Annotated in this window: 11 protein-coding genes and 1 pseudogene; 5 read left to right on the top strand and 7 right to left on the bottom strand. The window is 71.6% G+C overall.

What is annotated here, in order from left to right; genetic code table 11:
* Positions 1-694 precede the first annotated feature (694 nt).
* Complete coding sequence (locus tag ACFE86_RS17285; RefSeq protein WP_375456563.1) at positions 695-937, top strand: hypothetical protein; 243 nt, start codon at positions 695-697, stop codon at positions 935-937.
* Between the two features lie 101 nt (positions 938-1,038).
* On the opposite strand, the gene ACFE86_RS17290 is transcribed toward ACFE86_RS17285, so the two are convergent.
* Positions 1,039-1,560: a DUF2244 domain-containing protein gene (locus ACFE86_RS17290; protein ID WP_375456564.1), complete on the bottom strand. Its 522-nt coding sequence runs from the start codon at positions 1,558-1,560 to the stop codon at positions 1,039-1,041.
* 59 nt (positions 1,561-1,619) lie between these two features.
* Here ACFE86_RS17290 and nth point away from each other — a divergent pair, with 59 nt between their 5' ends.
* Together nth and purC are read left to right on the top strand one after the other, a co-directional pair.
* Entirely contained in the window at positions 1,620-2,345 is a 726-nt protein-coding gene (nth, locus tag ACFE86_RS17295; protein WP_375456565.1) for an endonuclease III, read from the top strand.
* Between the two features lie 276 nt (positions 2,346-2,621).
* A complete protein-coding gene (gene purC / locus ACFE86_RS17300; protein WP_147728905.1) occupies positions 2,622-3,416 on the top strand; it encodes a phosphoribosylaminoimidazolesuccinocarboxamide synthase in 795 nt (264 codons plus the stop codon).
* Here purC and ACFE86_RS17305 read toward each other — a convergent pair.
* The 4 genes from ACFE86_RS17305 to ACFE86_RS17320 all read right to left on the bottom strand — a co-directional run bounded on the left by ACFE86_RS17305 (position 3,364) and on the right by ACFE86_RS17320 (position 8,465).
* A complete protein-coding gene (locus ACFE86_RS17305; RefSeq protein WP_375456566.1) occupies positions 3,364-5,148 on the bottom strand; it encodes a glycosyltransferase family 2 protein in 1,785 nt (594 codons plus the stop codon). The genes purC and ACFE86_RS17305 overlap by 53 nt on opposite strands.
* Before the next feature lie 107 nt (positions 5,149-5,255).
* Positions 5,256-7,121 carry a glycosyltransferase family 2 protein gene (locus ACFE86_RS17310; RefSeq protein ID WP_375456567.1) on the bottom strand — a complete coding sequence of 622 codons (1,866 nt, stop codon included), beginning with the start codon at positions 7,119-7,121 and terminating at the stop codon, positions 5,256-5,258.
* 169 nt (positions 7,122-7,290) lie between these two features.
* Complete coding sequence (locus ACFE86_RS17315; protein WP_375456568.1) at positions 7,291-7,917, bottom strand: hypothetical protein; 627 nt, start codon at positions 7,915-7,917, stop codon at positions 7,291-7,293.
* Between the two features lie 17 nt (positions 7,918-7,934).
* Positions 7,935-8,465: an invasion associated locus B family protein gene (locus ACFE86_RS17320; RefSeq protein ID WP_375456569.1), complete on the bottom strand. Its 531-nt coding sequence runs from the start codon at positions 8,463-8,465 to the stop codon at positions 7,935-7,937.
* Between the two features lie 214 nt (positions 8,466-8,679).
* On the opposite strand from ACFE86_RS17320, the gene ACFE86_RS17325 reads away from it, so the two are divergent.
* Positions 8,680-9,054, top strand: a complete 375-nt coding sequence (locus tag ACFE86_RS17325) for a hypothetical protein (protein WP_375456570.1) — start codon at positions 8,680-8,682, stop codon at positions 9,052-9,054.
* 28 nt (positions 9,055-9,082) lie between these two features.
* Here the strand turns inward: ACFE86_RS17325 and ACFE86_RS17330 are convergent, their stop codons facing one another.
* Complete coding sequence (locus ACFE86_RS17330) at positions 9,083-9,817, bottom strand: M48 family metallopeptidase (RefSeq protein ID WP_375456571.1); 735 nt, start codon at positions 9,815-9,817, stop codon at positions 9,083-9,085.
* 133 nt (positions 9,818-9,950) lie between these two features.
* Positions 9,951-11,228 carry a polyhydroxyalkanoate depolymerase gene (locus ACFE86_RS17335; RefSeq protein ID WP_375456572.1) on the bottom strand — a complete coding sequence of 426 codons (1,278 nt, stop codon included), beginning with the start codon at positions 11,226-11,228 and terminating at the stop codon, positions 9,951-9,953.
* 146 nt (positions 11,229-11,374) lie between these two features.
* Between ACFE86_RS17335 and ACFE86_RS17340 the strand changes: the two are divergent.
* Positions 11,375-11,901 (top strand): annotated as a pseudogene (locus ACFE86_RS17340) (sensor histidine kinase); the annotation flags it as partial.

The raw sequence follows: 11,901 nt of genomic DNA on the forward strand, positions 1-11,901 counted from the left end.
AAGGACAATGCCGCCCACGCTTCCCTTTCTCATCAGATGAACTTGTCAAAGAACAACGGACCGGGGTCCGGTAGAAAACTCGGTGCAGAAGGCAGGTTTCAGGGTATGGACCCCGGACCCGTCTCAATCCCTCTTGGAGAACCGTGATGACGACCTGACCACCTGCGTGGTCCGTGTCAGCGGTGGGAGCGTCTAAGCCCCGCCCTATCCCCTGTCAACACCTCGTCTCGGACAGGTCCGAGGCCAGAAGCTGACCCATACAACCGACAAAAACAGCAGAGCATCCGGTTTTCACCGGCCTGCTCAGCCAAGATTTCGGAAGATGCATCGACCGTCGAGAGAACTCGCTGCCCAGCCGTCGATGTCCGGGTTGTACGGGCAATACAGCGGCCCGTCAACAGCCGAATCCGAAATCATCGAAAATTTCAGGACGCGTTGATGGTGGCGCGCGACGGTGCGCCCTTGTCGCCGCAAGCGGCTTCCTGGCGGTCGGGTGCATGTCTAAGCAGGCTTATCGTGGCTTCGCCTACGAACGCCTGCTTCGATCTCTCCGGTGACGCATCCTTGTCTCGCGCGAACCAGCGGCCATTTCGCGCAAGGATGCGTAGCCATCGGGAACGATTGCGGGGGCTATCCCTTGGGCCATCCGTGGCCCCGCGACGGCGCGGGTTCCCATGAGGCAAGGACGGACGGCATGGCGATCAGGGCGCTCGACGACCGCAGGAAGCTGTCGTCCGATTTCAACGCGGCGAACGACGCGTTCATCGATGCGGTGTTGGCCGCGCTGAAGGACGGGAGACTCGCGCCCGACCTCGCGCGCGCCTACCTCGCCCATCCGGTGGCGATGATGCACACGGACGGCGCGCAGGCGGTGGCAAATTACTTCGACCGAATCCTGGCGCAACAACCGACGATCGACTGGGCGCCCGGCGCGTAGCGCGTCGGATCGGCGGCGGCCACCTGCACGCTGGTCGGCATTCCATCGGGGGAGGCGCCCACGCGGATCGTGGCCGTCGCGCCGGCCGAACACGCAGAACCTCAAAAGCCCTTCTTCGCCTGCGCGAGCGCACGGGTGAGCCCGCGGGCGATGCGGGCGCGCTCGTCGGGGGAGGCGTCGCGGGCGACGACCACGTGTTCCCGGCGCGAGACCAGGGTGAGGCGTTGCAGGCCGTATTCCTCGTCCTCGACCTGGGTGAGCTTGGTCCAGATCGGGTTGAAGCGCCACTGGTGGCGCTCGCCGCGGTGGCTGACGCGCGTCAGCAGGATCTCGATCTGCGAGATCATCACCTCCTCGAACGAGCGGCCGCGGCGGAAGCTGACCTTGAGCGCGGCGTAGATCGCCAGCATGTCGAGACCGAAGAAGCCGGCGATCGGCCAGAAGCCCATCCGCCAGCACCAGACCGAGACCACCAGCGACACGAGGCAGCAGCCCGTCATCACCACCTTGAAGCCGAGGCGGGTCAGGGACTGGTGCGGCCGGATGGTCGCCGCGAAGATTGGCCGGTCGATCGTGTCGGGATCGAGCCCGTCCGGATGGACGTAGAGGTTGCCGCTCACCATTGTCCCCATATAACGCAGCGATGCCGAGCCGTAAGCCGCCCGTCGCCAAGAACGCAGCGATGAAAGCATCGATCGGGGGCAGGCTCGCCCGGCCGATCGTCGCACGGGTCGGGACGGCGCCCGAGGCGGCGCCCAGGAACGCACCCGAGCCGGTCGATGCCGCGACGCTGGCCGAGATCTTTTCGCGGCTGATGGCGGCCAATCCCGAACCTCGGGCGGAGCTGGAATTCCTCAATCCCTACACGTTGCTCGTCGCGGTGGTGCTCTCGGCCCAGGCGACCGACCGCAGCGTGAACCTCGCCACCGCGCCGCTCTTCGCGCTCGCCGACACGCCGGAGAAGATGCTGGTGCTCGGCGAGGAGCGGGTGCGCGGCTTCATCCGCACCATCGGGCTGTTCAACACCAAGGCGAAGAACGTGATCGCCCTGTCGCGCATCCTGATCGAGCGGCACGGCGGCGTGGTGCCGCGCAGCCAGGCCGAATTGCAGGTGCTGCCCGGCGTCGGCGCCAAGACCGCGAGCGTGGTGCTCAACGTCGCCTTCGGCGAGGCCCGCATCGCCGTCGACACCCACATCTTCCGCGTGGCGAACCGGATTCCGCTCGTCGTGGCGGCCACCGCCGACAAGGTCCAGGCCGGGCTGGAGCGAAGCGTGCCGGAACCCTACCGGCTCAACGCCCATCACTGGCTGATCCTGTTCGGGCGCTACGTGTGCAAGGCGCGCAGACCCGAATGCCCGCGCTGCCCGCTCGCCGACCTGTGCCGCTATCCAGCCAAGACGCCCTGAATCGGACGACGACCCGGCTCGGCCAAGGCAGCCCGGGCCGCAAGGGCCGGAGCATTCACTGTGCCGCGCGAAAATCCGGTGGCGCAGCGCGGGCGGCGCAGGGCCGTGTCCTGCGCTCCGCACGGCTAACGCGTTGTGCTGCAAGCCCGCTTCGGCTAGTTTGCGCCACGGTCGCCGGGGTCCTCAGCAACGACGTGTGCCCGCGGCCCGGCCTCTCCCGAGGTCTGAACGCCGCGGATTCCGCGCAATCGTTCGTCGCCAAGGAGTCACGGCCCGATGGACTTCCTCAAACCACGGTACACGCCTATGAACCGCCGCCGTCGCATCTACGAGGGCAAGGCGAAGGTCCTCTACGAGGGGCCGGAGCCCGGAACGCTCATCCAGCACTTCAAGGACGACGCGACCGCCTTCAACGCGAAGAAGCACGAGATCATCGACGGCAAGGGCGTGCTGAACAACCGGATCTCGGAGTTCGTGTTCCAGCACCTCAACGACATCGGCGTGCCGACGCACTTCATCCGCCGGCTCAACATGCGCGAGCAACTGATCCGCGAGGTCGAGATCATCCCGCTCGAGGTGGTGGTGCGCAACGTCGCGGCGGGATCGCTCGCGACCCGCCTCGGCCTGGAGGAAGGCACGCAACTCCCGCGCTCGATCATCGAGTTCTACTACAAGAACGACGCGCTGAACGACCCGATGGTCTCGGAGGAGCACATCACCGCCTTCGGTTGGGCGACGCCGCAGGAGATCGACGACATCATGGCGTTGGCGATCCGCGTCAACGACTTCCTGTCGGGGCTGTTCCTCGGCGTCGGCATCCGGCTGGTCGACTTCAAGATCGAGACCGGCCGCCTGTGGGAAGGCGACATGATGCGCATCGTCGTCGCCGACGAGATCTCCCCCGATTCGTGTCGGCTGTGGGACATCAAGTCCGCAGACAAGCTCGACAAGGACCGCTTCCGCAAGGATCTCGGCGGCCTGATCGAGGCCTACACGGAGGTCGCCAAGCGGCTGGGCATCATGTCGGAGAACGAGAAGGTGCAGACCGGCGGACCGCGACTGGTCCAGTAGGCTCGTCGAGCCAGCCCGCGCGCAGCCGCGCGTGGGTCGAGAGGTCCGGGTCGAAGCCCGGATGGTAATGGGGGTCCTGCGCCAGCAGCGGCCCCCATCGTTCTTCGAGCGCCGCGATCTCGCGCTCGTGGCGGGCCTGCGCGTCCGGCGTGCGGCGCCGGCTCGCGCCCTCGCGGTGGTGCAGGACCGCGCCCGGCACCATCAGGGTGCGGTGGCCGGCTTCCGTGAGGCGCAGGCACAGGTCGACGTCGTTGAAGTCCACGGCGAAGCTTTGGCCGTCGAAGCCGCCCACGCCGTGGAATTTCCTCGCCTCGACCACGAGGCAGGCGGCGGTGACCGCCGAGACCGCGTGCGTCGCGCGCAGCCGGAAGCCGTAGCCGGGGGCGTCGCCGGGAAAATGGCGGTGGGCGTGGGTGGCGAGCCCGCCGGTGCCGAGCACGATGCCGCCGTGCTGGACCCGGCCCGCCCCGTCGAGCAGCTTTGCGCCGACCGCGCCGACCTCCGGCCGCAAGGCCTCCCGCACCATCCGCCTGAGCCAGCTGGGCTCGAATGCCGCGACGTCGTTGTTGACGAAGGCCAGCAGCGTTCCGCGCGCCGCTGCGGCGGCGGCGTTGTTCATGCCGGCGAAGTCGAACGGGCCGGGGCAGGCGACGATGCGCGCCGCGCCCTCCCCTTCGAGCGCGCGGAAGTAGGCCAGCGTCTCGGGTGCGCGGCTGTCGTTGTCGCAGATCAGGATCTCGACATCCGGCCAGTCGGTGTGGGCGCGCAGACTCGCGAGGCAGGGGCGGAGCAGGTCGAGGCGGTCGCGGGTGGGCACGATCACCGTGACGGCGGGCAGCGGGTCGGGCAGCGGGTGCTCCACGGTGACGACGCCGTCTGGACCGAGCGCGAGGCCGGCATCGGCGTGCCCGGTTCGGTCGAGGTGGCGGCGCACGATCTCCAGGCGGCCCTTTACGGAAAGCCCCTCCCCGGCCCGTCGTCGATTCCCTGATCCTGCAACGGCGCCCGGCGTGCCTCCGCGAGTGGCGCCGCCGGGCTCTCTCTCCCGCACGGGGGAGGGAGTCCGCGCCTCGTCCGAGATCGTGTCGGGACGTGGGGATAGCCCGTCCCCTCCCCCGGGCCGACGGACCGAGACGATGACCGGCAGATGGCCGATCGCCGCCGCGCCGTAGCGTTCGGCGATGCGGAAGCTCGCCTCCAGGGCGGTGCTGGCAGCACCGATCCCGGCTTCCGGCAGGCTCGCCCGGCGCAAAGCGATCACCGGGCCGATGCCATCGACCGCCATCGACAGCTCGGGGTCGAAGGCCGACCGCAGCAGCGGCAGGACCGGGCCGCCGACCTTCGCCTGGACCAGGGCGTCGCCGTAGAGCGCGTGCAGGCCGGGATCGGCGAAGGCGGCGGCAAACGTTTCGCGGGCGCCGGCGACGAGGGCGTGGCCTTCCGCGGTGAGGACGACCATCTCCGGGTGTTCAACCGCTCCGGTCACGACGGGGAAGCGCGCGAGGATCTCGGGCGGCAGCGCGAGCCGGTGGTCGATGCCGATCAGCGCGGAGAGGTGCTGGCGGGCGCGCAGGCGCCGTCCTGTGAGCCAAGCCCGGAGGATCGCCGCGGTCCGCCGCGGGTGGCGCGCCAGCGCCGAGGCGGCGGCGATCCGGCGCGCCCACCGCGCCGGGCCCGTCGCGGGGCCCGGCGCGTCCGGGGCATCGGGCGGGCCGCCCGGATCGCGCGTCATCGCAGGCATCCCGGGGTGCTTCGGCCCGGGCGCATCCCCTCGACCCGCCTGCACGCGGGATGCGGGGAAACGCGCCCCTGCCGGACTGCCTGCGTGACGCGGGACACCTATTCCAGATCCTCGCCGAAGGTCGTGAGCGACAGGGCGGGATGATAGAACGGATCGTGGCGGATCACGTCGCGCCAGCGTTCGGAGAAGCGCGCGGCCTCCTGCTCGAAGCGGACCCGCGCGGCGCCGGTGGCGGGCCCGCGGCTCACCGATTCGCGGTGCGCGAGGGTGGCGGCCGGCGTCCAGACAGTCTTGTAGCCCGCACCCTTGAGACGCAGGCAGAAATCCACGTCGTTGAAGTCGATCGGAAACGTTGCGGCGTCGAAGCCGCCGACGGCGCGATAGATGTCGCGTGCGACGGCGAGGCAGGCCGCGGTCACCGCGGAGACCTCGTGCGCGACGCGCATCTGCCCGAGATGGCCGGGGCTGTCGGCCGGCCGCCTGCGCAGGATGTGGCCGGCACGCCCTCCGAGCCCGACGACGACGCCAGCATGCTGCAGCGTGCCGTCCGCGTAGAGGAGTTTCGCGCCGACGGCCCCGACCTCCGGACGCACGGCCTGGCGGACCAGGGCGTCGAGCCAGTCCGGGCGGAGCACCGCGACGTCGTTGTTGAGCAGCACGGCCACCGCGCCGGTCGCGGCTGCGACCCCGGCATTGACCATCGCCGAGAAGTTGAACGGCGCATCGAACGGCACGATCCGCACGCGGGGATCGCGGCGCAGGGCCGCGTAATGCGCGAGCACGGCCGGATCGGTCGAGCCGTTGTCGACGATGATGCATTCGATGGCCGGATAATCGGTCTCGTGCAGCACGCCGCGGCAGACCCGTTCGATCAGGTCGAGCCGGTCGCGCGACGGGATCACGATGCTGGCCAGCGGCGCCGTCTGCGGCAGCGGCCAGAGCAGGTCGGCGACGCCGTCCCGGATCACGGGCTCGGCGGACGTGTCGCGATGGCGCGACAGGGCGGCGGCGCGGGCCGGCGCGTCCGGATCGCCGCCGATGGTTTGGGCGAGGACGCGGGGGATGTGGGCGACGCGCGCCGCCGCGCCGGCCAGGGCCAGGTCGAGGCCGAGCGCGAACGCCGCGATCGGCCCTGCCGGCTCATCGGGCAGGCGGGCGAGCAGCGCGGTCGACGCGAGCCAGGGGCGGCCGTGGTAGCCCGTCGCGCGGGCGAGATCGGGGCTCCAGTCGGGCTTGAGCCGGGGCACCCCGTCGCGAACCTCGTCGGCATAGACGAGATCCGCGTCGGCGAGCCCGGAGGCGAGCAGCGCCAGGGCGTCCGGCATCAGGCGGTCGCCCGCTTCGAGCAGGCAGAGGGCGTCGTCCGCGCACAGGCCGCGGAGCGGGCGGTCGTCGCGCCAGGGTTCGTGCGCGATGCGCGGGTCGTCGGCGGCCCCCGGCGGCTCGCCCGCGTGGAGGACGACGGCCCGCCAGCCCCGGTGCGTCTGGGCGCGAAGGCTGGTCAGCGTCGGCGCGGCATCGCCGTCCCGGGCAAGGACGAGCAATCGGATCGCCGGCCCATCCTGCGGCGGCAGGCCGGGTCCGAACGCCGCGTCGGAGCGCGCCGCCGCCCAGGCCGCGAACCGCCCGCGCGGGGTGACCGCGCAGGCCCCGCGCAGGGTGTCCCGGTGGCGGCGTCCGTCGCCGCGGATTCGCTCGTAGAGCGCCGAGACCGCGCGCAGCGGCCGGGTGCGCAGGGCCTGCAGCAGCAGGCCGGCCTCGCTGCGGCGGCCGACGCGCTCCAGGACGAAGCCGGGCTCGGCGGCGAGGCGGATCTCGCGGGTGTCGGCCGGCAGCAGGCCGAGCCAGTGGGCGCGGGCCTGCGCGACGCCCGGCAGGACGATATCCTGCACGCCGCCCGCCCGCAGGATGCGCAGCATAGGCCGCCGCGGGCGCGTCGTCGGGTCGTCGCGATAGCTCAGCACGACCCATCCGCCGGAAAGTCCTCCCGGCAGCACCAAGCGCCGGTCGAACACCGGGTCGGTGACCGGCTCGACGCGGAACGCGGTCTCGCGGCCGAGATCGAGGCGGGCCGGCCGCCGCGGCGCGTTCAGGAGCCGGACGGGGCGAAAAACCCCGGATGCCCGATCGCCCTCACTGCGCGGCGCCCTCCGCCGCCGGGGCCGGCGCCCGGCGCCGCGACTTGGGCTTGCCCGGCCTGACGCCGCCGCCGCCGAGCCCGACCACGATCTCGTAATCGGCGGACGCCGCCACCGGCACGGCGATATCGTCCTCGACCACCGTCGCGAAGCCCTGCGCCTCGCCGGGCGCCACGACCACGGCGACGCGCTTCGTCCGGGTGGAGATCACCTTCGCGTCCTGCCGGATCGCGATCGTGAACGGCACGTCGAAGCGGCCCGGCGCGCCGGAGGGCCCGAGCAGGACGCGGGCCTCGACCCCGACCTTCACGGTGATCGACCCGTCCTCGCGCCGCGTGCATTCGCGGGCGACGCGGCCGAGCGACACCTGCGTGCGGATGCTCGCGGCGTCGCCCTTCTGCCCGGCGGGCGTGGTCAGCGCGGCGCCGCCCTCCGGCACGTCGATGCTCGGGCAGTAGGCCGGCTCGCTGTCCTTCGGCTGCGAGGGCGGCACGGTGGTGCCGCCGTACTTGAACAGGTTGGAGAACACGTTGCCCTCCTCCGCCCGCGCGACACCCGCGCCGAGGGCCAGGGCGGCCAGCCCACCGAGGCCCCACCGTGCGATGGCCCGACACCCGATCATGGCTGCTCCGAACATGGTCACTTCAGGCTGTCGAAGCCGGCAGCGAAACCCTTCATCGACAGCGGGATGCCGACGCCCTCTTCCGGCGTCTGGAACACGATGAAGGTCGCCTGGGTGCCGGCCTTGAACTGGCGCACGAGGCCGTCGTCCATCACCACCTCGGCGACGCAGCCGGTGGTGAGGCAGCGCACGAAGCCGGCGCGGCCGATATCGGTCTGGTCGATCTTCAGCCCGAGCCCGGAGGGCAGGAGCACGCCGAGCGGTGCGACCACGCGGAGCAGGTAGCCGCGGTTGTCGGCGGTCTTCAGAACGATGACCACGAGGGTGAGGTTGGGACGGTCCTCGGCGGCGAGGTACTGCACCAGGGCGCATTGCTCGGCCTTGGCGCCGGCCGGCGTCTCGCAGCGCAGTTGCCAGTCGTCGAAGGTCTTGCGCACCATGCCCTGCGCTCCGGCCTCGCCGGCACCGAGGAAGCAGCCCGCAAGGGCGGCGACGGCGAGCGCCGGCAGCCGGCGTCCGACACGGTCGAGACTCACGTGCAGCCGCACCGACGATCCCTTCACGAGCGCCCCGCGCCCACGGCCGGGCGGGGGCCTTTGGAAAAACCCGCGTGTTCGGACCATGCGGGGCCGGGCGCTGTCAAGCGAGGCGCTTAGGGCCTTCCGAAGCGCGCGGGTCCCCGTGTTGCCGCGCTGCGCTATCGCCCGCCCGGGGCGCGGCCTAGACAAGGCAGCGATGCGCCGCCACACGAGAGCCGACCCCATGCGTTTCCTCGCCCTGACGGCCCTCTGCCTCGGCGCCGCCGGCGTCGCGGCGGAGGCCGAACCGCTGCCGGTCGGCGAGACCACCTACGTCGAGCGTTCGCTCAACATGAGCGGCCTGCTCACGGTCGAACACCCCCCGGTCGCGCGCAACCCCTACGGCCGCCGCAACGGCAGCGCGGCGATCGCCGGGTTCTGCCGCGAGGGCGGGTCGATCCGCCGCCACGACGCCTTCGGCCACCCGGTCGTCGTCCGGCAGCGCGAGGTCTGCGACAGCGTTGCGCCGCGCACGCTCCATCCGGGCGCGGTCGATCCGCGTCCGACCTGGCCGGTGGAGCGCGTCGCGCGCGAGCGGGTGCTGCGCGCCAAGGGTTGAGGGTCCGGGCCGCGTCGGCCGGGCGGCCTCAGCCGTAGCGGTGCAGCGCCGTGCCGTTGCGCTTGAGCCAGGCCTCGGCCGCCTCCACTTCCGGGCACAGGCCGCCGAGCAGGGTCCAGAACCGGGACGAGTGGTTCATCTCGCGCAGGTGCGCCATCTCGTGCGCGACGAGGTAATCGAGCACCAGGGGCGGCGCGAGGATCAGGCGCCAGGAGAAGTTGAGGGCGCCGCCCGCGGTGCAGGAGCCCCAGCGGCTGCGGGTGTCGCGGATCGTGATCCGCGCCGGCCCCTGCCCGAGCTTTACCGCGTAATGCGCGACCGCGCGGTCGAGGTCGCCGCGCACCTCCCGTTCGAGGAAGGTCCGCACCCGGCGGGCGACGTATTCCTCGCCGCAGGACACCGACAGGATCGGCTCCGCGCCGCCGGCCTCCGCGCGCGTCACGCCGCTGCGCGATCCGCGGCGCACGACGCGGTGCGGCACGCCGCGCAGCGGCAGCACGGCGCCGTCCGCGAACGGCACCCGCTCCGGCACCCGCGCGAGGCGCGCGGCGATCCAGCCGCCGTGGCTTGCGGCGAAGCGTTGCGCGGTGGCGATCGCGCTGCGGGCCGGCAGGGTGATCACCACCTCGCCGGTCGCCGCCGAGACCCGCAGCGTCAGGCGCCGCGCGGTCGGGCGGCGGCGCACCGCGATGCGATAGCATTCCCCGTCATGCACGATGTCGAGATGGTCGGGGTCGGGACGTCGCAGCAGGGCGAGAGGCATGCCGCCAGTCTAGCGCCGCTCCGAGCACCCCTCCAGTCTTAAAGCGACGCTCGACGCGGTGGATACCGGTTCCCCGCAGACGAGCGGACCAAGACAGGCCCCCGGAGCCACGCGATCCCGTGGGATTGGGCGCTCACACCGCCTGCAGCAGCGGCCGGGCCTCCTGCGCCGAAAGCGCCTGCATCGCATGCACGAACGCCGTGATCCGCGGCGCGATCACCGCGCGGTAGCGCGAGCCGTTGAACACGCCGTAATGGCCGACGCCGGCCTGGAGGTGGTAGGCCTTGCGCGCCTCGGGCAGGTTCGGCGTCAGGTCGAGGGCCGCCCTGGTCTGGCCGACGCCGGAGATGTCGTCGTTCTCGCCCTCGACCGCGAGGATCGCGCAGCGCCGGATCGCGCCGAGATCGACCGGTTTTCCCCGGTGGCGCATCGTGCCCTTGGGCAGGTCGTGGTTCACGAACACCGTCTCGACGGTCTGGAGGTAGAACTCGGCGGTGAGGTCCATCACCGCGAGGTACTCGTCGTAGAACGCGCGGTGCTTCTCGGCCGAGTCGCCGTCGCCCTTCACGAGGTGGTCGAACATGTCGGAATGCGCGTCGACGTGGCGGTCGAGGTTCATCGCCATGAAGCCGGAGAGCTGAAGGAAGCCCGGATAGACCCGCCGCCACGCCCCCGGGTAGATCGGCGGCACGTGGCTGATGGTGTTCTTGGCAAACCACGCCTGTCCGCGCTCCTGCGCGAGGCAATTCACGGCGGTGGGCGAGCGCCGGGCGTCGATCGGCCCGCCCATCAAGGTCATCGAGACCGGGACCGCGGCGCTGGACTCGGCCTCCATCACGGCGACCGCCGCGATCACCGGCACCGCCGGCTGGCACACCGCCATCACGTGGAGGTCCGGCCCGAGGTCGCGAAACATCGCCTTGAGGTAGTCGATGTAGCCGTCGAGGTCGAACCGGCCGGCCATCAGCGGCACCATGCGCGCGTCCGACCAGTCGGTGACGAAGACCTGATGGCGCGGCAGCATCGCCGCGACGGTGCCGCGCAGGAGCGTCGCGTAGTGGCCGGACATCGGCGCGACGATCAGCAGCTTCGGCTGCGGCTCGGCCGGCGGGCGCGGGAAGCCGCGATCGAAGGCGATCACCCGGCAGAACGGGCGCTGCCACACCACGCGCTCCGTCACCGGCACCGCGGCGCCGTCGACGAGCGTCTCGGTGAGACCGAAGGCCGGCTTGCCGTAGCGGCGGGTGGCGCGCTCGAACATCTCGCACCCGGCGGCGACCGAGCGGGCGTAGGGCGCGTAGGCCAGCGGGTTCGCCGGGTTCTGCAGGCCGGCCCGCGTCAGGTCGGCGGCGACGCGGGCCGGCGCCATCATGAAGCGCGCGCCCTCGAAGACGAGATAGGCGAGATCCATCCCGGCCATCGTGAACCCCATCGCCGGCACGCGGCGCTTCGTGCGGCAGGCAACGGCGATCGGATCGCGAATGTTCCGGCCGCGTCGGCCCAAGGTGGCGGGACGCCCTGGATGCGCTCCGGCGCAGCCCTATCGTTAGGACGACCATGCTCGACACCGATCCGAGCGGCTTCGTCCGCGACGCGCGCCACCTGCGGCTTGACACGTTCGTGCGCCTGCGCTGGCTCGCGATCATCGGCCAGAGCGCCGCCGTGGTCGGGGCGCGGTTCGGCCTCGGCCTCGCGCTGCCCTTCGGCTGGTGCTTCCTGGCGATCGCCGCCTCGTCGTGGCTGAACCTCGGCTTACGCATCCGTTTCCCGGCGAGCTACCGGCTGAGCGACGATTCGGCGGCCCTGCTGCTCGCCTTCGACATCGTGCAACTCGCAGCCCTCCTGTTTCTCACCGGCGGCCTCCAGAACCCGTTCTCGCTGCTGTTCCTCGCCCCCGTGCTGATCTCGGCGACCGCGCTGCCGCCGGAGCGGACGCTCGCGCTCGGTCTGCTCGCGGTCGGCCTGGCGACGCTGCTCGCGCTGGTGCACCGGCCGCTGCCGTGGTTCTCCGACGGGCGGATCGAGCTGCCGTTCCTCTACGTCTCCGGGGTCTGGACCGCGATCCTGCTCGGCACCGCCTTCAC

Origin of the sequence: uncultured Methylobacterium sp. (assembly GCF_964244095.1) — a bacterium.
Lineage (GTDB): Bacteria > Pseudomonadota > Alphaproteobacteria > Rhizobiales > Beijerinckiaceae > Methylobacterium.